At 65.6% G+C, this 21987-nt stretch carries 26 protein-coding genes and 1 tRNA gene; 6 read left to right on the top strand and 21 right to left on the bottom strand.

The genetic code is table 11. From position 1 onward, the window contains the following. The coding region (parC, locus tag Q0U08_RS02880; RefSeq protein WP_298089617.1) for a DNA topoisomerase IV subunit A at positions 1-1941 on the bottom strand (1941 nt) is incomplete at its 3' end. 168 nt (positions 1942-2109) lie between these two features. Here parC and Q0U08_RS02875 point away from each other — a divergent pair. Next, complete coding sequence (locus Q0U08_RS02875) at positions 2110-2934, top strand: hypothetical protein (RefSeq protein WP_298089615.1); 825 nt, start codon at positions 2110-2112, stop codon at positions 2932-2934. On the opposite strand, the gene Q0U08_RS02870 is transcribed toward Q0U08_RS02875, so the two are convergent. Then, positions 2913-3671 carry an energy transducer TonB gene (locus Q0U08_RS02870; RefSeq protein ID WP_298089614.1) on the bottom strand — a complete coding sequence of 253 codons (759 nt, stop codon included), beginning with the start codon at positions 3669-3671 and terminating at the stop codon, positions 2913-2915. The two genes, Q0U08_RS02875 and Q0U08_RS02870, sit on opposite strands and share 22 nt — an antisense overlap. A 351-nt stretch (positions 3672-4022) precedes the next feature. Between Q0U08_RS02870 and purC the strand changes: the two genes are divergently transcribed. The 3 genes from purC to purQ are packed head-to-tail and all read left to right on the top strand — an operon-like array spanning position 4023 to position 5700. Next, positions 4023-4802, top strand: a complete 780-nt coding sequence (purC, locus tag Q0U08_RS02865) for a phosphoribosylaminoimidazolesuccinocarboxamide synthase (RefSeq protein WP_112381124.1) — start codon at positions 4023-4025, stop codon at positions 4800-4802. Beyond that, on the top strand, positions 4802-5032 hold the full coding sequence (purS, locus tag Q0U08_RS02860) for a phosphoribosylformylglycinamidine synthase subunit PurS (RefSeq protein WP_112381125.1): 231 nt from the start codon (positions 4802-4804) through the stop codon (positions 5030-5032). Before purC ends, purS begins: the two co-directional genes overlap by 1 nt. Next, positions 5032-5700: a phosphoribosylformylglycinamidine synthase subunit PurQ gene (gene purQ, locus Q0U08_RS02855; RefSeq protein ID WP_298089613.1), complete on the top strand. Its 669-nt coding sequence runs from the start codon at positions 5032-5034 to the stop codon at positions 5698-5700. The genes purS and purQ overlap by 1 nt, the downstream gene beginning before the upstream one ends. Positions 5701-5773: 73 nt before the next feature. On the opposite strand, the gene Q0U08_RS02850 is transcribed toward purQ, so the two are convergent. Continuing rightward, positions 5774-7429 (bottom strand): MFS transporter, encoded by a 1656-nt coding sequence (locus Q0U08_RS02850; RefSeq protein ID WP_298089611.1) that lies wholly within the window; start codon positions 7427-7429, stop codon positions 5774-5776. Positions 7430-7602: 173 nt separating this feature from the next. On the opposite strand from Q0U08_RS02850, the gene acs reads away from it, so the two are divergent. After that, entirely contained in the window at positions 7603-9531 is a 1929-nt protein-coding gene (acs, locus tag Q0U08_RS02845) for an acetate--CoA ligase (RefSeq protein WP_298089610.1), read from the top strand. Positions 9532-9540: 9 nt separating this feature from the next. Here acs and Q0U08_RS02840 read toward each other — a convergent pair whose 3' ends face one another. After that, entirely contained in the window at positions 9541-10281 is a 741-nt protein-coding gene (locus tag Q0U08_RS02840) for a queuosine precursor transporter (protein ID WP_298089619.1), read from the bottom strand. Between the two features lie 68 nt (positions 10282-10349). Here Q0U08_RS02840 and Q0U08_RS02835 point away from each other — a divergent pair. Continuing rightward, positions 10350-10426, top strand: a tRNA-Arg gene (locus tag Q0U08_RS02835). 48 nt (positions 10427-10474) lie between these two features. Here Q0U08_RS02835 and guaA read toward each other — a convergent pair. The 17 genes from guaA to rpsN all read right to left on the bottom strand — a co-directional run bounded on the left by guaA (position 10475) and on the right by rpsN (position 21932). Then, positions 10475-12028 (bottom strand): glutamine-hydrolyzing GMP synthase, encoded by a 1554-nt coding sequence (gene guaA / locus Q0U08_RS02830; protein ID WP_298089609.1) that lies wholly within the window; start codon positions 12026-12028, stop codon positions 10475-10477. A gap of 32 nt (positions 12029-12060) precedes the next feature. Beyond that, entirely contained in the window at positions 12061-12651 is a 591-nt protein-coding gene (locus Q0U08_RS02825; RefSeq protein ID WP_298089607.1) for a hypothetical protein, read from the bottom strand. A 137-nt stretch (positions 12652-12788) separates the two neighbouring features. Then, positions 12789-13211, bottom strand: coding sequence for a 50S ribosomal protein L17 (gene rplQ / locus Q0U08_RS02820; protein WP_298089606.1), 423 nt, complete (start codon positions 13209-13211; stop codon positions 12789-12791). Between the two features lie 240 nt (positions 13212-13451). After that, complete coding sequence (locus Q0U08_RS02815) at positions 13452-14516, bottom strand: DNA-directed RNA polymerase subunit alpha (RefSeq protein WP_298089605.1); 1065 nt, start codon at positions 14514-14516, stop codon at positions 13452-13454. 86 nt (positions 14517-14602) lie between these two features. Further along, on the bottom strand, positions 14603-14992 hold the full coding sequence (gene rpsK, locus Q0U08_RS02810) for a 30S ribosomal protein S11 (RefSeq protein WP_112381132.1): 390 nt from the start codon (positions 14990-14992) through the stop codon (positions 14603-14605). Between the two features lie 102 nt (positions 14993-15094). Beyond that, the gene (rpsM, locus tag Q0U08_RS02805) at positions 15095-15463 is read right to left on the bottom strand and encodes a 30S ribosomal protein S13 (protein WP_298089603.1); all 369 of its coding nucleotides are present in this window, start codon (positions 15461-15463) and stop codon (positions 15095-15097) included. A gap of 158 nt (positions 15464-15621) precedes the next feature. Then, positions 15622-15855 carry a hypothetical protein gene (locus Q0U08_RS02800; protein WP_298089602.1) on the bottom strand — a complete coding sequence of 78 codons (234 nt, stop codon included), beginning with the start codon at positions 15853-15855 and terminating at the stop codon, positions 15622-15624. Between the two features lie 7 nt (positions 15856-15862). Continuing rightward, positions 15863-16267: an STAS/SEC14 domain-containing protein gene (locus Q0U08_RS02795; RefSeq protein ID WP_298089601.1), complete on the bottom strand. Its 405-nt coding sequence runs from the start codon at positions 16265-16267 to the stop codon at positions 15863-15865. A gap of 230 nt (positions 16268-16497) precedes the next feature. Then, entirely contained in the window at positions 16498-17148 is a 651-nt protein-coding gene (locus Q0U08_RS02790) for an adenylate kinase (protein ID WP_298089600.1), read from the bottom strand. 40 nt (positions 17149-17188) lie between these two features. Continuing rightward, complete coding sequence (gene secY / locus Q0U08_RS02785) at positions 17189-18553, bottom strand: preprotein translocase subunit SecY (protein WP_298089599.1); 1365 nt, start codon at positions 18551-18553, stop codon at positions 17189-17191. A gap of 167 nt (positions 18554-18720) precedes the next feature. Continuing rightward, complete coding sequence (gene rplO, locus Q0U08_RS02780; protein ID WP_298089598.1) at positions 18721-19245, bottom strand: 50S ribosomal protein L15; 525 nt, start codon at positions 19243-19245, stop codon at positions 18721-18723. A 112-nt stretch (positions 19246-19357) separates the two neighbouring features. Further along, the gene (rpmD, locus tag Q0U08_RS02775) at positions 19358-19534 is read right to left on the bottom strand and encodes a 50S ribosomal protein L30 (RefSeq protein ID WP_112381138.1); all 177 of its coding nucleotides are present in this window, start codon (positions 19532-19534) and stop codon (positions 19358-19360) included. 6 nt (positions 19535-19540) lie between these two features. Beyond that, a complete protein-coding gene (gene rpsE / locus Q0U08_RS02770) occupies positions 19541-20329 on the bottom strand; it encodes a 30S ribosomal protein S5 (RefSeq protein WP_298089597.1) in 789 nt (262 codons plus the stop codon). Positions 20330-20331: 2 nt separating this feature from the next. Beyond that, the gene (rplR, locus tag Q0U08_RS02765) at positions 20332-20688 is read right to left on the bottom strand and encodes a 50S ribosomal protein L18 (protein WP_298089595.1); all 357 of its coding nucleotides are present in this window, start codon (positions 20686-20688) and stop codon (positions 20332-20334) included. Continuing rightward, on the bottom strand, positions 20688-21221 hold the full coding sequence (gene rplF / locus Q0U08_RS02760) for a 50S ribosomal protein L6 (protein ID WP_298089593.1): 534 nt from the start codon (positions 21219-21221) through the stop codon (positions 20688-20690). The genes rplR and rplF overlap by 1 nt, the downstream gene beginning before the upstream one ends. Then, complete coding sequence (gene rpsH / locus Q0U08_RS02755) at positions 21221-21616, bottom strand: 30S ribosomal protein S8 (RefSeq protein WP_112381142.1); 396 nt, start codon at positions 21614-21616, stop codon at positions 21221-21223. The genes rplF and rpsH overlap by 1 nt, the downstream gene beginning before the upstream one ends. A 10-nt stretch (positions 21617-21626) precedes the next feature. Further along, entirely contained in the window at positions 21627-21932 is a 306-nt protein-coding gene (gene rpsN, locus Q0U08_RS02750; RefSeq protein ID WP_298089592.1) for a 30S ribosomal protein S14, read from the bottom strand. Positions 21933-21987: the final 55 nt, after the last annotated feature.

Raw genomic sequence — 21987 nt, 5'->3', positions numbered from 1 at the left:
TCCTGCCGGCGGCGCGCGCGTCGTTACCACCGTCTTGCCCTTGCGCGTCTCCGCGATCACGTCCCCGGTCTGCACCACGAAACCGCGCCCGTCGGACGCTGCCACCAGCAGCCTCGCCGCGCGCGCCGCCGGCAGGAAGCCCACGATCCCCACCGATCCGTCCAGATCGATCATCGCCCGCACCGGCTCGCCAAAGCCGCGCCCCCCCGGCAGCTTGTCGGCCGGCAGCGTGAAGAAGCGGCCATTCTCTGCCGCCAGCAACAGCTTGTCCGTCGTCTGCGCGTGAAAGGCGAAGGCGGGGCCGTCGCCTTCCTTGAACTTGGCGGTATCGGCCGAGGCGAGATCGACATGCCCCTTCATCGCGCGCACCCAGCCGCGCTGCGACAGGATCACGGTGATCGGCTCGCGCTCGATCATCGCCTCCAGTGGAATGTCACGCGTCGGCGCGGCTTCCTCGATCCCCGTCCGCCGCTTGCCCAGCGCCGTCTCCAGGCCGTAGCGATCGCGCACCTTGCCCAGATCGCGCTTCATCCGCGTCCGCTGCCGCGATTCGGACCCCAGCAGCGTCGTCAGCGACTCGCGTTCCTTGTCCAGCTTGTCGCGCTCGCCGCGGATCTCGAACTCTTCCAGCCGGCGCAGGGATCGCAGCCGCATGTTCAGGATCGCCTCGGCCTGCCGGTCGGTCAGGCTGAACTCGGCGATCATCACCGCCTTGGGCTCATCCTCGGTACGGATGATCTCGATCACCCGGTCCAGGTTCAGATAGGCGACCAGATAGCCGTCGAGCAGCTCGATCCGGTCGGCGATCTTGCTCAACCGGTGCTCGGATCGGCGCCGCAGCACCACGAACTGATGCTCGACCCATGCCGCCAGCGCCTCACGCAGAGACATCACCCGCGGCGTGCGATCCTTGTCCAGCACGTTCAGGTTGAGGCTGATCCGCGTCTCCAGATCGGAAAAGCGGAACAGCCCGTCCATCAGCACCTGCGGATCGACGGTGCGCGCCCGCGGCTCCAGCACGATGCGCACCGCCTCGTCCGATTCGTCGCGAATATCCGCCAGGATCGGCAGCTTCTTGTCGTTGATCAGGCCGGCGATCTGTTCGATCAACTTGCCCTTGGCCACGCCGTACGGAATCTCGCTGACCACGATCTGCCAGCCGCCGCCCTTCTCGCGCTCGATCTCCCAGCGCGCCCGCACCCGGAACCCGCCGCGCCCCGTGGTGTAGCTTTCGCGCAGCACCGCCTGCGGATCGACCACCAGCCCGCCTGTCGGGAAATCCGGCCCCTTCACCAGCGCCAGCACCGCATCGTCATCCGCCGCCGGATCGTCGATCAGCAGGATCGCCGCATCGAGCAACTCGGCGGCGTTGTGCGGCGGGATGCTCGTCGCCATGCCCACCGCGATGCCGCTCGCGCCGTTCGCCAGCAGGTTGGGGAACAGCCCCGGAAACAGTTCGGGCTCCTGCTCCTCGCCATTATAGGTCGGGCGATAGGCGACCGCGTCCTCGTCCAGCCCGTCCATCAGGTCGGTCGCGACGAGGGTCAGCCGCGCCTCGGTGTACCGATAGGCCGCGGCGTTATCGCCGTCGATATTGCCGAAATTGCCCTGCCCGTCGACCAGCGGGTAACGCAGTGCGAAATCCTGCGCCAAGCGCACCATCGCGTCATAAACCGACTGGTCGCCATGCGGGTGATATTTGCCGATCACGTCGCCCACGACGCGCGCGCACTTCTTGTACCCCGATGCCGGGTCCAGCTTCAGCAGCCGCATCGCCCAGAGCAGCCGCCGATGCACCGGCTTCAGTCCATCGCGCACATCCGGCAGCGACCGTGCCGTGATCGTGGACAGCGCATAGACGAGATAGCGCTCGGACAGCGCACTGTCGAAGGGGGCATCGAGGATGCCGATCGGAGGATTATCGGAAAGGTCGGTCGCCATGGTTCGACCGGGAGCCTAGCAGGAAACGCGCGCCAGACGCAATCGTAAGGAACATAAAGAGTACATCCGATCTCGCCCAAGAAAGGTCTTTCGTCTCGTCTCTTGCAAGAACCTCTTGACCGCAAATCCCATCGAGATGATGGTGATTGCATCGCGGTGGGAGAGACGGTGATGCTGAGGCAGGTGGCGGGCTCGATGATCCTGGCGGCGATGCTTGCGGGATGCAGCAAGGCGCCCGAGGAAACCGCCTCCGCCCCACAACAGCCGCCCAATGTCGCGCTGAGCGCAGCCCTGGGTGTCGCTTTCGCCTATCGTTATGCCTTTCGCCTGCCGTTCGATCAGGTCGCCGCTGCGCAGGAAGCGCATGCCCAGGCCTGTGAGCGTCTGGGTGTCACACGCTGCCGCATCACCGGCATGCAATATCGCGTCCTGGGCGAAAAACGGATCGAGGGGATGCTGTCCTTCCGGCTCGCCCCCGATATCGCCCGCCGCTTCGGCAAGTCCGCGGACGGGCAGGTCCGCTCCGCGGGCGGCGCGCTGGTCGATGCGGAGATCACCGGCACCGATGCGGGCAGCGATATCGCCGCGCTCACCGCGCAGCGCCGTTCCGACGCCGCAGCGATGAAGCAGGTGGAAACCGATCTCGCCCGCAGAGACGCAGAAGCGGACGACCGTATCGATCTTCAGATGCGTCAAGCCGAATTGCAGCGCAGCCGCGCCGCCGCGGATGCCGCAGTCGCCGCCCGGCGCGACAGCCTTGCCGCCACGCCGATGACCTTCACCTATGAATCCGGTGCCGGCATCGGCACCTTCGATACCAGCGCCCCGTTCACCAGCGCTGCCGGGTTGGCGTGGGACTCGGTGATCCTGACGATCACCGTCGCACTCGGCCTGCTGGGGCTTGCCGGGCCACCTGCGCTGCTCGTCCTGCTGCTCTGGTGGTTGTGGCGGCGCTTCGCCCGCCCCGCCCTTTACCGCCTGTCGGACGGCTGAGCCGGCTCCCGCTCGAACTGCCAGTCATGATCGACCACGATGATCGAGCGTACCGGCCGGCCATCGGCATCGCGCGACGGATCGTAGCGGAAGCGCTTCTCGATCAATCGACAGGTCACGTCGTCCAGTTCGGCATTGCCGCTCGACCGGGTGACCGAGCAATGCGTGGCGCGGCCATTGGTCTCCACATAATAGCGCACCGACACTGTCCCGCCCGCCCCGGCATCGGCCGCGGCCTCCGGATAATCCGAATCGCGGATGCGCCCGGCAATCCGCCGTGGGGGCGTTTCCAGCGCATATCCGTCGCCATCACCGTCACCATCGCCCCCTGCGCCGTCGCCGTCGCCAAGCCCTCCCGCGCCGGTCCCCGGCCCCGGCCGGTCGGAGGCACCCGCAGTGGGATCGTTGCCCGCCCGCGGGACCGGCGCCGTGACGATCGGGGGTATAACCGGCAGGACGATGATCGGCACCGGCGCCGCCACCTCGGTCGCCTTTGAACGCAGGTTCCGCGGCGAGGCGCGCCCTGCCGCCCGCTGCGACGGAATCCGCTCGGGCACCACGCGCACCGGCGGCGGGGGCGGCGGCGCCACGCTGAACACGGACAGCCCCTCGTCCTCTGCAGGGGCAGCAATCCGCACGTCCAGCCCATGAACCAGCGCCGCGCCGAGCAGCCCCACGACCAGCACCGTCGGCACGCCCGCGCGCACCCGCGCCGTCCATCGCTCGCCCTGCGTCATCACGCTCGCTGATCTGGGGCGTCGCGACGCCGATCGCTAGAGCGGTCGGCGCTGTCCTACACATTGGCCTCCTGCTATGGAAAAGCCATGCGCATCCCGCCGCCCCGACCGCTCGACCCGGCACCAGCGACGATTGCAAAAAAGGTAAGTGGACACGGACGTGGGGGTGTAGTGTCCACTTCCAGCGTCCACCCCGCAGAACGCGCCGTCGAACCCACGCGAATCACCTTCGGCCATCCAGCCGCCGTCAGCCGATTGCGCGTCCCGCCCCCTTCCTTTATAGGCGCGCGCATTCCGCCCCGGCCTCGCACCCACGCGCGCCGGGGCCGCTCATTTTCAGGGGACCGCCACATGGCTCGCCGCCGCCAGATCTACGAGGGCAAGGCCAAGATCCTGTACGAGGGTCCCGAGCCCGGCACGCTGATCCAGTATTTCAAGGACGACGCCACCGCCTTCAACGCGCAGAAGAAGGGGACGATCAACGGCAAGGGCGTCCTGAACAACCGTATTTCCGAGCATGTCTTCACGCTGCTCGATCATATCGGTGTGCCCACCCACTTCATCCGCCGCCTCAACATGCGCGAGCAGTTGATCCGCCAGGTGGAGATCGTGCCGATCGAGGTCGTGGTGCGCAACGTCGCCGCCGGCTCGCTCTCCAAGCGGCTCGGGATCGAGGAGGGCACCAAGCTGCCCCGCACGATCATCGAATATTATTACAAGGACGATGCACTCGGCGATCCGATGATCTCCGACGAGCATATCGCCGCCTTTGGCTGGGCCAGCCAGGAGGAAATGCACGACATCGCCGACCTGGCGATCCGCGTGAACGACTTCCTGTGCGGCCTGTTCGCCGGCGTCGGCATCCGCCTGGTCGACTTCAAGCTCGAATTCGGCCGCATCTGGGACAATGATTTCGGCCGCATCATCCTGGCGGACGAGATCAGCCCGGACGGCTGCCGCCTGTGGGACATGACCTCGGGCGAAAAGCTGGACAAGGACCGGTTCCGCCGCGACCTGGGCGGAGAAGTTGAAGCGTATCAGGAGGTTGCACGTCGTCTTGGCCTGCTGCCCGATGGCGGCGACAATTCGGTCCTCGACCTGGAAGAACACCGCAAGAGCCGGGGTAAGTGATGAAGCTGCGTATTTTCGTGACCCTGAAGCCCGGCGTGCTCGACCCGCAGGGCAAGGCGATCCACCACGCCCTTGAAGGTCTGGGCTTCGGCGGCGTCGAGGACGTGCGCGCCGGCAAGCTGATCGAAATGCAGGTCGCCGACGACACCAGCGATGCGCAGGTGGACGAGATGTGCCGCAAGCTGCTCGCCAACACGGTGATCGAGAATTACCGGGTGGAGCGCGCCTGATGAAGACCGCGGTCATCGTCTTCCCCGGCTCGAACTGCGACCGCGACGTGGCGGTGGCGCTGGAACAGGTGACCGGCGTGAAGCCCGCCATGGTGTGGCACGGCGACAGCGAATTGCCGGACGGCCTCGATTTCGTCGCCGTCCCCGGCGGCTTCTCCTATGGCGACTATCTCCGCTCCGGGGCGATCGCCGCGCGCTCGCCGATCATGCGCTCGGTCGTGGAACAGGCGGACAAGGGGCTGAAGGTCTTCGGCGTCTGCAACGGCTTCCAGGTACTGACCGAGGCGGGGCTGCTGCCCGGCGCGCTGATGCGCAACGGGTCGCTCAACTTCGTCTGCCGCGACGTGAAGCTGGAGGTGGCGAACGCCGACAGCGCCTTCACCCGCCTCTACGCTGCCGGCGAGACGCTCACCGTTCCCGTCGCGCATCATGACGGCAATTACTTCGCTGACACCGACACGCTCGACCGGCTGGAAGGTGAAGGCCAGGTCGCCTTCCGCTACGCCGAGCCGGTCAACGGCTCCGCGCGCAACATCGCCGGCCTGCTCAACGCGCAGGGCAATGTGCTGGGCATGATGCCCCACCCCGAACGCCGTATCGAATCCGCCCATGGCGGCACCGACGGCCGCCGCCTGTTCGAAGCGGTGCTGGAAACGGTAGGCGCCTAACCTCTGACTCCCTCTCCCCTCCGGGGAGAGGGCTGGGGTGAGGGGCCGCCAGCAGCGCCCCCCTAAGTTATTGCTATTCGGCAATATCCCGCCGAAACGTCTCGGGCAGGAACAGCAGCCCCAGCACCAGCGTCACGCTCGCCAGCACCACCGGATACCAGAGCCCGTAATAGATTTCCCCGGTCGCCGCGACCATCGCGAACGCGGTCGTCGGCAGGAACCCGCCGAACCACCCGTTGCCGATATGATAGGGCAGCGACATCGACGTGTACCGGATCCGCGTCGGAAACAGCTCGACCAGCAGCGCCGCAATCGGCCCGTAGACCATGGTCACCAGCAGCACCATGAACCACAGGATCGCGACAACCGCGACCGTGTTCATGCCCTCTGCCTTGGCCGGATAACCAGCCTCCGCCAAAGCCCCCTTCAACGCACCCTGATAGTCGGCCACCGCGGCCTTCCGCGCCTCCCCCGTCACCCGCGCCGGATCGGGCGCCACCAACCGCCGCCCGCCGACCCGCACCTCCGCCACAGCGCCTGCCGGTGCCTCGACATTGGCATAGCTGATCCCGTTCTTCGCCAGATACGATTTGGCGATGTCGCAACTCCGCGCATCGAAGCTGTTCCGCCCCACCGGATCGAACTGGAACGAGCAGTCCCCATCATGCGCCACCACGCTGACCGGCGCCGCCGCCTGCGCTCGCGCCAGGGCCGGATTGGCCGCCTGCGTCAGCGCGCCGAACAGCGGGAAATAGGTCAGCGCCGCCAGCGCGCAGCCCGCCATGATGATCGGCTTGCGCCCGATCCGATCCGACAGCCAGCCGAAGATCACGAAGAAGGGCGTGCCCAGCGCCAGTGCCACCGCCATCAACACATTGGCGGTGCCGCCATCCACCTTCAGCATCTTTTCCAGGAAGAACAGCGCGTAGAATTGCCCGGTGTACCACACCACCGCCTGCCCCATCGCCGCCCCGAACAGCGCGATCAGCACGACCTTCAGATTGCCCCACCGCCCGAACGCCTCGGTCAGCGGCGCTTTCGACGTCGTGCCCTCCTCCTTCATCTTCAGAAAGACGGGGCTTTCCGACAGTTGCAGCCGGATCCACATCGACACGCCCAGCAGGATGATCGAGACCAGGAACGGCAGGCGCCAGCCAAAGCTGCCGAACGCGTCTTCGCCCAGCATGGTGCGGAACCCGATCACCACCAGCAGCGCGGCGAACAAGCCCAACGTCGCCGTCGTCTGGATGAAGCTGGTATAGAGCCCGCGCCTGCCATCCGGCGCATGCTCGGCGACATAGGTTGCCGCCCCGCCATATTCGCCGCCCAGCGCCAGTCCCTGCAACAGTCTCAGGCCAACCAGGATGATCGGCGCCGCGATCCCGATCGTCGCATAGGAAGGCAGCAACCCCACCGCGAAGGTGGACAGCCCCATGATCCCCATCGTCACCAGAAACGTGTTCTTGCGGCCGACCAGATCGCCGATCCGCCCGAACACCAGCGCCCCGAACGGCCGCACCGCGAACCCGGCCGCGAACGCCCCCAGCGCCAGGATGAACCCCGTCGTCTCGTTCACGCCGGAGAAGAACTGCCTGGAGATGTGCGTCGCCAGCAGTCCGTAGAGATAGAAATCGTACCATTCGAACACGGTGCCAAGCGACGATGCGCCGATCACCAGCTTCTCGTTCTGCGAAGTGCCCTCTCGTTCCGCGCCATAGGTGGTCGCCATGTGCATCCTCTTCCTGTCTCCGGGCGGCCCTATTGGAACGGCGCGATCCTCGGTGCGTAAGGATGACAGCGTCGGCCGGCACGGTCGATAGAGGAAGTGCCACGATGGTCGCCCGCACACCCGCTTGACCGGAAAGCCACCTCGCCCGAGGGATAGAACAACAAGGAGAGGCCATGACCGAAACCATCCATGCCGCACCAGCCGGCGTCGAGGGCAGCATCGACCGGGCAGACTATGAACGCCAATATCACGCCTCGGTCGAGGACAGCGACGCCTACTGGCGCGAAGAAGCACAGGCGATCGACTGGATCACGCCCTTCCAGCAGGTTCAGGACACCTCGTTCGACGAGGCCGATTTCCGTATCCGCTGGTTCGCCGATGGCGAACTGAACGTCTCGGTCAACTGCATCGACCGTCATCTCGCCACCCGCGGCGATCAGGTCGCGATCATCTGGGAAGGCGACGAACCCGGCGAAACCCGGTCGATCACCTACCGCGAATTGCACCGCGATGTCTGCCGCTTCGCCAATGTGCTGAAAGACCTGGGCGTCAAGAAGGGCGACCGCGTTACGCTCTACCTGCCCATGATGGCGGAGGCTGCGGCGGCGATGCTCGCCTGCACCCGGATCGGTGCGATCCATTCGATCGTCTTCGGAGGGTTTTCACCAGACAGCCTAGCGAACCGTATCCAGGATTGCGATTCGCGCATCGTCATCACCGCCGACGAAGGCTGCCGCGGCGGCAAGCGTATTCCGCTCAAGGCCAATGTCGACAAGGCTTTGGCGCAGTGCCCCTCGGTCGACCACATTCTCGTCATCCGCCGCACCGGCGGCGACGTGGCCTTTACCGAGGGTCGCGACATCTGGTTGCACGATGCGCTGGAGGGCGTGTCGGACGATTGCGCGCCCGAGCCGATGAACGCCGAGGATCCACTGTTCATCCTCTACACCTCCGGCTCCACGGGCAAGCCCAAGGGCGTGCTCCACACCACCGGTGGTTATCTCGTCTGGGTGACCAAGACCTTTCGCGATGTCTTCGACTATCGCGATGGCGAGGTCTATTGGTGTACCGCCGATATCGGCTGGGTCACCGGGCACAGCTATGTCGTCTATGGCCCGCTCGCCAACGGCGCGACGACGGTGATGTTCGACGGCGTGCCGAATTACCCCGACCATGGCCGGCTGTGGGAAACGATCGACCGGCTCGGTGTCAACATCCTCTACACCGCTCCTACCGCGATCCGCGCACTGATGCGCGAGGGCAAGGACTGGGTGACGAGATACAGCAGGCAGTCGTTGCGCTTGCTCGGCACGGTGGGCGAGCCGATCAATCCGGAGGCGTGGGACTGGTATTACCGCGTGGTCGGCGATGGCCGCTGCCCGGTGGTCGATACCTGGTGGCAGACGGAGACCGGCGGCATGCTCATCGCCCCCCTGCCCTATGCCACCGACCTGAAGCCCGGCTCTGCGACCAAGCCGCTGCCCGGCGTGCAACCGCAGCTGGTCGATACCGAGGGCAAGGTGTTGGAGGGTGCCACCGAGGGCAATCTGGTCATCACCGATAGCTGGCCCGGCCAGATGCGCACCGTCTGGAACGACCATGACCGCTTCTTCCAGACCTATTTCTCCACCTATCCCGGCAAATACTTCACCGGCGACGGCTGCCGCCGCGACGCCGACGGCTATTACTGGATCACCGGCCGGGTGGATGACGTGATCAACGTCTCCGGCCACCGCATGGGCACTGCCGAGGTCGAATCGGCGCTCGTCGCCCACGCCAAGGTTGCGGAAGCCGCAGTCGTGGGCATGCCGCACGACGTGAAGGGTCAGGGCATCTACGCCTATGTGACGCTCAACGCGGGCGAGGAGCCTTCGGAGGAATTGCGCACCGAACTGCGCCAATGGGTGCGGCAGGAGATCGGCCCGATCGCCAGCCCCGACGCGCTACAGTTCGCCCCCGGCCTGCCTAAGACCCGCTCGGGCAAGATCATGCGCCGCATCCTGCGCAAAATCGCGGAAAACGACGTCGGCAATCTCGGCGACACCTCGACGCTCGCCGACCCGGCGGTGGTCGATACGCTGGTTGCCGAACGGGTTCGGTAGGCGGGTCGCTCAGACGCGGGCACGGAACGGCGTAAAGTCCGTGCCCGCGTCGAACACGTCGACGCCCTCGGCACGCTTCAGCCAACCGACCACCAGATAGGTGAGCGGGGTCAGCAGCACCTCCCAACTCACCTTCAATACCCACTGCGTATACAGTACCGTCACCACCAGCCCGGTCGTCCAGCCCTCCGCCCCCCAGAACGCCAGCGGATAGAAAATCAGGCTGTCCACCCCCTGCCCGACCACCGTCGATCCGATCGTCCGCATCCACAGATGCCGCCCGCTCGACCACAGCTTCATGCGTGCCATGACATAGGCGTTGACGAACTCACCCGCCCAGAAGGCGCAGACGCTGGCCAGCACGATGCGCGGCACCTGCCCGAACACGGTTTCGTAAGCAGCCTGGTTCGTCCAGCTCGGTGCCGGGGGCAGCGCCACGACGATCCAGCTCATCAGCGCCATGAACAGCACCGCACCCGTCCCCGCCCAGATCACGCGTCGCGCCCGCGCATAACCGTACACTTCGGTCAGTACGTCGCCGATGATGTAGCTGAGCGGAAAGAACAGGATGCCCGCCCCGAACGGCCACGGCCCCAGCAGCGACAGGGTGATGGTCGCGACCTTGCCCGCCCCGATCACGTTCGACAGCAACAGGATGGTGACGAACGCCGCCATCACATAATCGAACCAGCGGAAATCGCGGTGCCCCAGGTCGCGGGCCGTGACCTTCACCGCTGAAGAAGCGTCCATATCCATGGGCAGGGACTTTATCGCCATTCCCTCCGGCATCAATCCGCGCTAGACGCACCCACGTCCGCGCGTCCGTAGCTCAGTTGGATAGAGCAAGGAGCTTCTACCTCCTCGGTCGGGGGTTCGAATCCCTCCGGGCGCGCCATTTCCCCAAATGAAAAACGGCGGCCCGAAGCCGCCGCTGATCAGACGATCACTCCCACTCGATCGTGCCCGGCGGCTTCGACGTATAGTCGTAGGTCACCCGGTTGATGCCGCGCACCTCGTTGATGATGCGCGTCGCGATCCGCGGCAGGAAGTCGCCGGGAAAATCGAAAGCCTGTGCCGTCATGCCATCCACCGAGGTCACCGCACGCAACGCCAGAACGTGGTCATAGGTACGGCTGTCGCCCATCACGCCCACGGTACGCACCGGCAGCAGCACCGCGAACGCCTGCCAGATCGCATCATACAGGCCGGCGCGGCGAATCTCTTCCAGATAGATCGCGTCCGCCTTGCGCAGGATGTCGCAGCGATCCTTGCTGACCTCGCCCGGGATGCGGATCGCCAGACCGGGTCCGGGGAAGGGATGCCGGCCCACAAAGGCCTCCGGCAAACCCAGTTCCCGGCCGAGGACGCGAACCTCGTCCTTGAACAACTCGCGCAAGGGTTCGACCAGCTTCATGTTCATGCGCGCCGGCAGGCCGCCGACATTGTGGTGGCTCTTGATCGTCACCGACGGGCCACCGGTGAAGCTGACGCTTTCGATGACATCGGGGTACAGTGTGCCTTGCGCCAGGAACTCGGCGCCACCGATCTTCTTGGCCTCGGCCTCGAACACGTCGATGAAGGTCTTGCCGATGAACTTGCGCTTGGCCTCAGGATCGGTCACCCCGGCCAGGCCGGTCATGAACAGCTCCTCGGCATCCACATGGACGAGCGGGATGTTGTAATGCCCGCGGAACAGGCTGACGACCTCCTCCGCCTCGCCCGAGCGCATCAGGCCATGATCCACGAACACACAGGTCAGTTGATCGCCGATCGCCTCGTGGATCAGCACCGCCGCCACCGCCGAATCGACACCACCGGACAGGCCGCAAATCACCCGCCCCTTGCCTACCTGTGCGCGGATGTCGGCGATCTTGGCGTCGCGAAACTCGGCCATCGTCCAGTCGCCCGACAGGCCGACGACATGACGCGCGAAGTTGGCGATCAGCTTGCCGCCATCGGGGGTATGGACCACCTCAGGATGGAACTGCATCGCATAGATGCGCCGCGCATCGTCGGCAATGATCGCGAACGGCGCGCCGGGGCTGGTCGCCACCACGCGGAAGCCGGGCGCCAGCGCGGTCACCTTGTCGCCATGGCTCATCCATACCTGATGGCGCTCGCCCTGTTCCCACAGGCCGTCGAACAGCGCACAAGGCTCGTCGATGGTGACATAGGCTTCACCGAACTCGCCGCTGTCGCCCTTCTCCACCTTGCCGCCCAGTTGCTCGGTCAGCGCCTGCTGGCCGTAGCAGATGCCAAGCATCGGCAGGCCGCTGTCGAGGATCGCCTGCGGAATGCGCGGGCTGCCCTCGTCGGGCACCGAGGCCGGGCCGCCCGACAGGATCACACCTGCGGGATTGATCCGGGCAAATGCCTCGGCGGCGGATTGGAAGGGCACGATCTCGGAATAGACCCCTGCCTCGCGCACGCGGCGCGCGATAAGCTGGGTGACCTGGCTGCCGAAATCGACGATGAGGATGCTGTCGGGGTGCTCCATGGCGGTCCGATAGCGGCGTCGGCCGCGAAATGCTACCGTGCCGGTGGCCGTCGCGGATCATTGATCACGACGGTGCGCACGGCCTGCGAATCGACCTCGCAGCGGAACCCGCGCTGGTCGCCTGCATCGCGGTAGCTGGCGCGGAGCAGCACCTCCCCGCGAATCACATAGCCTTCACCCTGCGGGTCCACCGCGGCGATCTGTCCCACTTGCGCCAGGGGTGAAACGCGGCGTCCTTCACCCTCCACTGCGCCGGCACATGCCTGCACCGCGGCGTCGGCATCCGTCTCCACTCGCATCGGCGGGGTGGCCGCGACGGGGATCATCGCCGCACCGTCGCCATTCTGCCGCAGAAGGTCTTCGGTGACATCGTTCCCCCGCTTCTTGGCCGTCAAGGCGAGCACCGTTGCGGTCAGAAGGGCACCCAGCACGAACCCTCCGGTCCTTGCCTGCTGCTTCTCCTCGCGCCGGCGTTCCTTCAGGGCACGACGATCGGCGGGCGGAAGATGCGGGCCGGCCCGGACATGCCCGGCTTCCGCAGGCGGCGGAACCGTCTCCTGCATCGCGCCGATACCGGCCCCGCTCCACGCCAACAAAGCCACCCCCAGCACGACCTTGCGCATCACCCGTCTCCCGTCAGGCTTGATGACGGGAGGGTGGTCCAATCGTGCTTTCCACGCGATGAACCGCCTGCGAAACGAAAACGGCCGCTCCGGTTAGGGAGCGGCCGTTCGATCGGTCAGACGATGTCTCGACGGGCTCAGGCGGCCTCGTCGAAATCCTCTTCGCTCTGCACCGGGCCCGAGTCCTGGCCCTTGGCCGAGACGTCGCGGTCGACGAACTCGATGATCGCCATCGGGGCGGCGTCCGATGCACGGATACCGGCCTTGATGATGCGGGTATAACCGCCGGCACGATCGGCATAGCGGGTCGCCAGCACGTCGAACAGCTTCACGAGCTGCGCGTCGTCCAGCAGACGCGCATGCGCCAGACGGCGGTTCGACAGGCCACCCTTCTTGCCGAGCGTCACCAGCTTCTCGACATAGGGGCGAAGCTCCTTCGCCTTGGCGAGCGTGGTGGTGATCTGCTCATGCTTGATGAGCGCGGCCGACATGTTGCGGAAAAGGGCCGTACGATGGGCCGAGGTACGCTGCAGCTTACGACCGCCAACGCGATGACGCATGTTCAATTCCTTCGTTCGTTAAGGGGCCGTCTTACGGAAAACCCCAGACCTGGTGGCGCTTCAGGCGGCCACCCTTTGCCTGTGTCGATCCTCGCCATCGGTGATGGAGAGGGGAAATCACTGGCCATTCGGACCGCGTCGCGGCGAAGCCGCGTCGTGGCGTCGAACGGGCCGGCTTGTCGCCGGCCCGCCGGCCGGGCTTTCGCCGTCTCGCGGACAGCATCGCTGCCCGCGTGCGGCTTAGCCCATGATCTCCTGTTCCAGCTTCTTGGCCATTTCCTCGATGTTCTCGGGCGGCCAGCCGGGGATTTCCATGCCAAGGCGCAGGCCCATGGACGACAGCACTTCCTTGATCTCGTTCAGGGACTTGCGGCCGAAGTTCGGGGTGCGCAGCATCTCGGCCTCGGTCTTGCCGACCAGATCGCCGATATAGATGATGTTGTCGTTCTTCAGGCAGTTCGCCGAACGGACCGACAGCTCCAGCTCGTCCACCTTCTTGAGAAGGTAGCGGTTGATCTGCTGCGTGTCGCTCTGCGGCTCGGCACCGGTGACCGGCACGGCGGCTTGGCCGACCGGCGCGACGCGCGTCACCGACGAGTCGTCGAAGTGGACGAACAGCGCAAGCTGGTCCTGAAGGATGCGGCCGGCATAGGCCACCGCGTCTTCCGGCGTCACCGTACCATCGGTCTCGATGGTCAGCGTCAGCTTGTCATAGTCAAGGTCCTGCCCGACGCGGGTCGGATCGACCTTGTACGACACCTGGCGCACCGGCGAGTAGAGCGCATCGACCGGGATCAGACCGATCGGCGCATCAGCCGGACGGTTGGCGTTCGCGGGCACATAGCCCTTCCCGATGTCGGCGGTCAGCTCCATGTTGAGCGTGGCGCCTTCGTCGAGATGGCAGATCACCAGGTCCTTGTTCATGACCTCGATGTCGCCCGACACCGCGATGTCGCCTGCCTTAACCTCGGCCGGACCGGTGGCGGAAAGCTGGAGCCGCTTCGGGCCTTCGCCCTGCATGCGGATCGCGATCTGCTTCACGTTCAGCACGATGTCGGTCACGTCCTCACGGACACCCGCGAGGCTCGAGAACTCGTGCAGCACGTTCTCGATCTTGATGGAGGTGACCGCCGCGCCCTGGAGCGACGACAGGAGCACGCGACGCAGCGCATTGCCGAGCGTCAGGCCGAAGCCACGCTCGAGCGGCTCGGCGACGAACGTCGCCTTGCGCTTGCCATCGCCGCCCTTCTTTTCGAGCGCGTTGGGCTTCTTCAGTTCCTGCCAGTTCTTTGCATTGACAGACACGGGGTTCCCCTGCGTTGGGGGCCGGAACGGGGACGGTTCCAGCCAAGAAAAAGCACGGCCGGCTCGTCAGCCGGCCATGTGGGCCATCAGACGCGACGGCGCTTGGACGGACGAACGCCGTTGTGCGGGATCGAGGTCACGTCGCGGATCGAGGTGATCTGGAAACCGACCGCCTGCAGCGCGCGGAGCGCCGACTCGCGGCCCGAACCCGGACCCTTCACTTCCACTTCGAGCGTGCGGACGCCGTGCTCGGCGGCCTTCTTGCCCGCGTCTTCGGCGGCGACCTGGGCAGCGTACGGGGTCGACTTGCGCGAACCCTTGAAGCCCATCATGCCGGCCGACGACCACGCGATGGCATTGCCCTGCGCGTCGGTGATGGTGATCATGGTGTTGTTGAAGCTGGCGTTCACGTGCGCGACGCCGGCGGTGATGTTCTTGCGCTCGCGACGGCGAAGACGCTGCGGTGCTTGTGCCATTTGAAAATCCTGACCTTTAGTCGTGGTGCGGAGACCGGGAGGCGATCAGCCTCGAACCTGTCTCCGACGGAGAAGAAGTTGAAACAGTCCCCCGGACTGTTTTTACTTCTTCTTACCCGCGATCGGCTTTGCCTTACCCTTACGGGTACGTGCGTTCGTGTGCGTGCGCTGACCGCGGACCGGCAGGCCCTTGCGGTGACGCAGGCCGCGATAGCAGGCCAGGTCCATCAGGCGCTTGATGTTCATCGCGGTTTCGCGACGCAGATCGCCCTCTACGGTGTGGTCGGCGTCGATCGTCTCACGGATCTGCAGGACTTCCTGGTCCGACAGGTCCTGGACGCGACGCTCGGCCGCGATGTTCAGCTTGGCCGTGATTTCCTTGGCCTTGGCCGGACCGATGCCGTGGATGTAGGTCAGCGCGATCACCACGCGCTTGTTGGTCGGGATATTGACACCCGCGATACGTGCCATGGAATATATTCTCCTAGCTCCACGGGGTATGGCATGGCAGCGCACACCCCATCTCGACGCGTTGGCTCCACCACGCACGATCGCGACGCACGCACGGAGCGGCGCCGAAACCATGGTACAGTGGAAGAACGGTCAGTTAGGCGCCCCGCAACACCCTGTCAAGCGAGAGGTTCCCGCATTCGTCGCAACCTCAGCCAGCGCCGGAACGATACGGCGGCCCAGAACAGCTCAACCACGCCGAAGGGCCAGGCGCCTTGCAGGAAGCCATAGGCCGAACCAGCCAGACAGCCGATGACGAATCCCAGCGTCCACCAGTGCGCCCCGCTCTCCATCGCATAGCAGACAAGGGTGAACGACACGGCGACGAGGCCGAATAGCGACAGCGAATCCATGATGTGCCTATAGGGCGATTGCCGCATGGGCCGATACGGGCCGCGCTTCCGTATCGGCTGCGCCTTTCAGCAGCCATTCCAGGGCCGGCCCGGCGGTATCGAAAACCCGCAGATAAGGCTGCGTCATCAATCGACACACCTGCATGCGCGTGATCGCGCTCGGCGTGACGATCGCGATCGCGCTGGCGCGCGGGAAGCCGCGAAGCTGCTCATGGATCACCGCGGCCCCCGCCTGCGACTGCACGGGGCTGGCCGTCATGTCCATGCGCAGCAGATAGCCCGGCTTGAAGCGCTCCATCACGAAGCGGCGCAGCACGTCCCGTGCATAGTCGGCGGCCGTCTCCGGCGTGAACTGGGTTGCCCAGACGATGTCCAACAGATTTACGTCGTGGCGAAAAGTGACGCTGTACATCGCGCAATTCTGATCAAGGGTGATTGCCAAACCGCTAACGCCCACCATGCGGACGGATATGCAGAAGCGGGCACAACCGGATCACGGAAAATGCAAAGGGCCGGCGAAGGGCTTTCCTCGCCGGCCCAGCGACATCCCCGGGAGTTCGGGTGCCGTGATCATCTTATACGCGGCGTCTGATCGCGCCCGCGTGACCGGAACATGACATCGCCGTCATGTTCCGCATGGCCTCACCGTCCGTCGAGAATGCCGGCGATCGCCTGTCCTACCTCGGCCATGTCTGCCATCCCGTCCACGCGCCGCACCAGGCCGCGCGCCTCGTAGATCGGCAGGATCGGCGCGGTCTTGGCGCGATACTCGGCCATGCGCGTGCGCACGGTTTCCGCATTGTCGTCCGGGCGACGCTTGAACTCGGTCGCACCGCAGACATCGCACACGCCCTCGACCGCAGTCGGCTTGAAGCTGTCATGATAACCGGCACCGCAATTGGCGCAGGTGAAGCGGCCGGTGATCCGCTCGACCAGCGCCTCCTCGTCCACCTCCAGCTCGATCACATAGTCCAGCGCCCGCCCGCGCTCGTCCAGCAACAGGTCCAGCGCCTCGGCCTGCGCCGCCGTCCTCGGATACCCGTCGAATATCGCCCCGCCCGTCGCGCCCGCCTCGTCCAGCCGCTCGCCGATCAGCGCGGACACGATCGCGTCGGACACCAGCTCGCCCGCATCCATCACCGCCTTGGCCTGCAGACCGACCGGCGTACCGGCCTTCACCGCGGCCCGCAGCATGTCCCCCGTCGACAACTGCACCATGCCGCGCTCCGCAACCAACCGCTGCGCCTGCGTCCCCTTGCCCGCCCCCGGCGGCCCCAACAGGATGATGTTCACCTGCGTCTTCCCCTTTTGGATTGTGCCGACCGACCCCGCCTTAGCGGAGCCGCCCGCCCTTCAGCTTCGCCTTCTTGATCAGATCGCCATATTGGTGCGCCAGCAAGTGGCTCTGGATCTGCGTCACCGTATCCATCGTCACATTGACCACGATCAGCAGGCTGGTCCCACCCAGATAGAAGGGGATCTGCAGCGCGGAGACGAGATATTCCGGCAACAGGCAGATGATCGTCAGATAGGCCGCGCCGATCACGGTGATCCGGGTCAACACGTAATCCAGATACGTCTCGGTGTTCTTGCCCGGACGGATGCCGGGGATGAACCCGCCATAGCGCTTCAGGTTGTCCGCCGTTTCTTCCGGATTGAACACGACTGCGGTGTAGAAGAACGAGAAGAAGACGATGCCGGCACCGTATAGCAGCATGTAAACGGGCGAGCCGTGCTGCAGATACTGGTTCAGGCTGATGATGAAGTCGCCCCAGGCGCTCTCGCCCGCCACCCGCTGGCCCGCGAACTGCGAGATGGTCAGCGGCATCAGCAGCAGCGACGAAGCGAAGATCGGAGGGATCACGCCCGCGGTGTTCAGCTTCAGCGGCAAATGGCTGCGATCCGCCTGCATGCCGCGCTGCGTCGCCCGCTTGGGGTACTGGATCAGGATGCGGCGCTGCGCCCGCTCCATGAAGCAGATGAACAGGATCAGCACGATCACCGCCACGATGATCCCGATCAGGCGCAGCGGATCAATGCTGCCCGAACGACCACCTTCCAGCAGGTTGATCAACGTCGTCGGCAAATGCGCGACGATGCCGGCCATGATGATGAGGGATACGCCGTTGCCGATGCCGCGGCTGGTGATCTGCTCACCCAGCCACATCAGGAACATGGTGCCACCGATCAGCGATACGACCGCTGCGATACGGAAAGTGAAGCCCGGCTCGATCACCGCCTGTACGCCGGAATTGGCACCCAGCGCCTCCAGACCGACCGCGATGAAATAGCCCTGGATCGCGGTCAGCAACACGGTGCCGTAGCGCGTATACTGGTTCAGCTTCTTGCGGCCGCTCTCGCCTTCCTTCTTGATCGCGGCGAGCTGCGGGCTGAGCGAGGTCGCGAGCTGCACGACGATTGATGCCGTAATGTAGGGCATCACGCCGAGCGCGATCAGCGACATGCGGCTGAGAGAACCGCCGGAGAAGGTGTTGAAGAAGTCGAGCACGCCCCCGCTGGTGCGCTGGCTGAGGATGCCGAGCGCGGTCGGGTCGACGCCCGGCAGCGGAACATAGCTGAGCAGGCGGAAGACGATCAGCACGCCGATCGTGAACCACAGCCGTTTCTTGAGGTCGGTGGCCTTGGCGAATTTCGCCAGGCTGATGCTTTGCGCCATCTGGTCGGCTGCGGATGCCATAAGCTGCGTTTATCCTGGAAACGAAAAGCGGCGGGATGCGTTTTGACCCGCCCCGCCGCTCATATAGGCAGCCGAGCCGCCTTGTCTAATGGGTTGCCGGCTTTGCCCGCACCCGGATGCGACGGCCCGGCACTGAAAGCCCCGGCGTGGTGCCGGGGCAACAGTGCTTACTTGGCCTTGCGGGCAGCCTTGACGGTGCCCTTCTTGGCGGCGGCCTTCTCGGCGGCAGGCACCACCTTGATGACCTCGACCGAGCCGCCGGTCTTCTCGACCGCCTCGCGCGCCGAGCCCGACACGCCGGCGACCAGGAACGACAGCTTGGCGGTCAGCTCGCCCTTGGCGAGCAGACGGACGCCATCCTTGCCACCACGGGCCAGGTTCGCGGCCTTCAGCGCAGCGTGATCGATCGTGCCGTTCGCATCCAGCTTGCCGGCATCGACGGCCTTCTGGATCGCGCCCAGGTTCACCTCGGCATAGTCCTTGGCGAAGATGTTGTTGAAGCCACGCTTCGGCAGACGCATGTGGAGCGGCATCTGACCGCCCTCGAAGCCCGCGATGGACACGCCTTCACGGCTCTTCTGGCCCTTCTGGCCGCGACCGGCGGTCTTGCCCTTGCCCGATCCGATACCGCGACCGACGCGGATCTTGGACTTGCGGGCACCTGCGTTGTCGGAAAGTTGGTTCAGCTTCATGATATGCACTCGCTTTCGCTTTTTGCGCGCTGTTCCCGAGCCGGGAACGGATAAAAGGAAGGGGGCCGCTTAGCCCCCTTCCCCGTGTTTGTCACCGGTGAAGTGAAAGGGCTCAGCCCTGCACTTCGACCATGTGCTGCACCTTGCGGATCATTCCGCGGACTTCGGGGCTGTCTTCCAGCTCCGACACCCGGTGCATCTTGTTGAGGCCGAGACCGATCAGCGTTGCGCGCTGATCCTTGGTGCGGCGGATCGGCGAACCGGTCTGCTTGATCTTGATGGTAGCCATGTCGGATTACTCCGTGACGGCCGCGGCATCAGCCTCGGCGGTCTGCGACCCACCGCGGCCGAGCAGGTCGGCGATCTTCTTGCCACGACGCTGCGCCACCGACTTCGGGCTGGTCTGTTCGCCCAGCGCTTCGAAGGTGGCACGGATCATGTTGTACGGGTTGGACGTGCCGACCGACTTGGTCACCACGTCGGCGACGCCCAGGCTCTCGAAGATGGCGCGCATCGGGCCACCTGCGATGATGCCCGTGCCCTGCGGCGCCGAGCGAACGGTCACGCGACCCGCACCGAAATGGCCGTTGCCATCATGGTGCAGCGTGCGGCCATCCTTCAGCGGAACGCGGATCATGGCCTTCTTCGCCGCCGCGGTCGCCTTCGAGATGGCTTCCGGCACTTCGCGTGCCTTGCCGTGGCCGAAGCCCGTGCGGCCCTTGCCGTCGCCCACGACGACCAGCGCTGCGAAGCCGAAGCGCTTGCCGCCCTTCACCGTCTTCGAAACGCGGTTGATGTGGACGAGCTTCTCGATCAGCTCTTCGCCCTGGTCCTCGGCGCCGCGACGATCGTCACGACGGCCACGGTTGCCGTCACGGCCGCCACGGCCACGATCGCCACCGCCCGGACCGCCGCGACCGCGGCCACCGCCGCCGCCACGCGGACCACGACCACCCTGGCCGCCGAAGCCGCCCTGGCCACCAGCGTTGAAGCCGCCGGCATTCTGGCCACCGCTCTGCGGCGCGTCCTGCGATGCGCCCTCGGCGCCCGCCGCGACCTGCGGCTGGTTGTTCTCGTCAGCCATTTTTAGAACTCCAATCCGGCTTCACGCGCGGCCTCGGCCAGCGCCTTGACGCGGCCATGGAAGAGGAAGCCGCCACGATCGAAGACGACCTGCGTCACGCCGGCCGCCTTGGCTGCCTCGGCAACGCGCTTGCCGACCTCGGTCGCCGCTGCAACGTTCGCGCCCGACGTGTCGCGCGCACCCTGCTCCAGCGTGGAGGCCGATGCGACGGTGCGACCCGCCTCGTCGTCGATCACCTGCGCATAGATATGCTTGCCCGAGCGATGCACGGACAAACGCGGACGACCGCCTGCACGCGCCTTGAGCGCGGTACGGTTGCGCCGACGGCGCTTCTCGAAAAGAGAGAGACCCTTGGTCATTACTTCTTCTTCCCTTCCTTGCGGAAGATGAACTCGCCGTCGTACTTGATGCCCTTGCCCTTGTACGGCTCAGGCTTGCGCCAGCGGCGGATCTCGGCGGCCAGCTGGCCCACCTTCTGCTTGTCCGCACCGCTGATCTCGACGGTGGTGTTGTCGGGCGTCTTCACCTCCAGGCCTTCCGGCACGTCGATGTTGACGTCGTGGCTGTAGCCAAGCTGCAGCTTCAGGGTCTTGCCCTGCGCCGCGGCGCGGTAGCCGACGCCCGTGATCAGCAGCTTCTTGGAGAAGCCGGTGGTCACGCCGGTCACCAGGTTCTGCACCAGCGTACGCTGCATGCCCCAGAAGGCGCGCGCACGCTTGGTGTCATTCGCCGGCTGCACCGAAATGCCGTCCTGCTGGACGTCATAGGTGATCTCGTCGGCGAGCGGCAGCGTCAGGGTGCCCTTGGGGCCCTTCACGCTGAGGGTGCGCCCCTCGATGTTCGCAGTCACGCCGGCCGGAACCGGGACTGCCTTCTTACCGATGCGGCTCATCAGAACACCTCCGCCAGCACTTCGCCACCGGCATTCTGCTCGCGCGCCTCGGCGTCGGACAGAACGCCACGCGGCGTCGACACGATGGTGATGCCAAGGCCGTTACGAACGCGCGGAAGCTCCTGCGCGCCCGAGTAGATGCGGCGGCCCGGCTTCGAGACGCGCGCGATGTGCTTGATCGCGGGCTGGCCCTCGAAATACTTCAGCTCGATGCGGATGCCGGCTGCGGGGCCCATCTGCTCTTCGCTGTAGCCACGGATATAGCCTTCGCGCTGCAGAACGTCGAGCACGCGGACGCGCAGCTTCGACGCCGGCGAGAGGACGGAGTCCTTCTTCGCGCGCTGGCCGTTGCGGATGCGGGTGAGCAGGTCACCCAGGGGATCGGTCACTGCCATCTCTAGATCCTTACCAGCTCGACTTGGTGACGCCGGGGATCATGCCCTTATTGGCGAGATCACGCAGCATGACGCGAGCGAGACGGAACTTGCGGTAATATGCACGCGGGCGACCGGTGATCTCGCAACGGTTGCGGATGCGGGTCGGGTTGCCGTTGCGGGGGATCTCGGCCATCTTCAGGCGCGCGATCAGACGCTCAGTCTCATCGAGGCTCTTGTCGTTCGCGACGGCCTTCAGCTTCGCGTACTTGCCCGCATACTTCTTGACGAGGGCGCGGCGCCGCTCGTTCTTGTTGACTGAACTCAGTTTCGCCATGGACTTAAGCTCTTCTCTCTACTGATCCCCTCCCGCCCGGGGGCAGGAGGGGTTT

This window comes from uncultured Sphingomonas sp. (assembly GCF_946477935.1).
Lineage (GTDB): Bacteria > Pseudomonadota > Alphaproteobacteria > Sphingomonadales > Sphingomonadaceae > Sphingomonas.
This window is presented reverse-complemented; position numbering and strand designations above follow the sequence as displayed.

Bases quoted from the DNA above. Each gene is read 5' to 3' on its own strand.
- purC (WP_112381124.1), top strand. From the start codon at position 4,023: ATGGCTCGCCGCCGCCAGATCTACGAGGGCAAGGCCAAGATCCTGTAC.
- Q0U08_RS02825 (WP_298089607.1), bottom strand. From the start codon at position 12,651: ATGCGCAAGGTCGTGCTGGGGGTGGCTTTGTTGGCGTGGAGCGGGGCC.
- rplF (WP_298089593.1), bottom strand. From the start codon at position 21,221: ATGAGCCGCATCGGTAAGAAGGCAGTCCCGGTTCCGGCCGGCGTGACT.
- rpsH (WP_112381142.1), bottom strand. From the start codon at position 21,616: ATGGCAGTGACCGATCCCCTGGGTGACCTGCTCACCCGCATCCGCAAC.
- purS (WP_112381125.1), top strand. From the start codon at position 4,802: ATGAAGCTGCGTATTTTCGTGACCCTGAAGCCCGGCGTGCTCGACCCG.
- Q0U08_RS02870 (WP_298089614.1), bottom strand. From the start codon at position 3,671: ATGACGCAGGGCGAGCGATGGACGGCGCGGGTGCGCGCGGGCGTGCCG.
- rplO (WP_298089598.1), bottom strand. From the start codon at position 19,245: ATGAAGCTGAACCAACTTTCCGACAACGCAGGTGCCCGCAAGTCCAAG.
- Q0U08_RS02850 (WP_298089611.1), bottom strand. From the start codon at position 7,429: ATGGCGACCACCTATGGCGCGGAACGAGAGGGCACTTCGCAGAACGAG.
- secY (WP_298089599.1), bottom strand. From the start codon at position 18,553: ATGGCATCCGCAGCCGACCAGATGGCGCAAAGCATCAGCCTGGCGAAA.
- Q0U08_RS02800 (WP_298089602.1), bottom strand. From the start codon at position 15,855: ATGGATTCGCTGTCGCTATTCGGCCTCGTCGCCGTGTCGTTCACCCTT.
- rplR (WP_298089595.1), bottom strand. From the start codon at position 20,688: ATGACCAAGGGTCTCTCTCTTTTCGAGAAGCGCCGTCGGCGCAACCGT.
- rpsE (WP_298089597.1), bottom strand. From the start codon at position 20,329: ATGGCTGACGAGAACAACCAGCCGCAGGTCGCGGCGGGCGCCGAGGGC.
- guaA (WP_298089609.1), bottom strand. From the start codon at position 12,028: ATGGAGCACCCCGACAGCATCCTCATCGTCGATTTCGGCAGCCAGGTC.
- acs (WP_298089610.1), top strand. From the start codon at position 7,603: ATGACCGAAACCATCCATGCCGCACCAGCCGGCGTCGAGGGCAGCATC.
- Q0U08_RS02840 (WP_298089619.1), bottom strand. From the start codon at position 10,281: ATGGACGCTTCTTCAGCGGTGAAGGTCACGGCCCGCGACCTGGGGCAC.
- rpsN (WP_298089592.1), bottom strand. From the start codon at position 21,932: ATGGCGAAACTGAGTTCAGTCAACAAGAACGAGCGGCGCCGCGCCCTC.
- Q0U08_RS02795 (WP_298089601.1), bottom strand. From the start codon at position 16,267: ATGTACAGCGTCACTTTTCGCCACGACGTAAATCTGTTGGACATCGTC.
- rpmD (WP_112381138.1), bottom strand. From the start codon at position 19,534: ATGGCTACCATCAAGATCAAGCAGACCGGTTCGCCGATCCGCCGCACC.
- rpsM (WP_298089603.1), bottom strand. From the start codon at position 15,463: ATGGCACGTATCGCGGGTGTCAATATCCCGACCAACAAGCGCGTGGTG.
- purQ (WP_298089613.1), top strand. From the start codon at position 5,032: ATGAAGACCGCGGTCATCGTCTTCCCCGGCTCGAACTGCGACCGCGAC.
- rpsK (WP_112381132.1), bottom strand. From the start codon at position 14,992: ATGGCACAAGCACCGCAGCGTCTTCGCCGTCGCGAGCGCAAGAACATC.
- rplQ (WP_298089606.1), bottom strand. From the start codon at position 13,211: ATGCGTCATCGCGTTGGCGGTCGTAAGCTGCAGCGTACCTCGGCCCAT.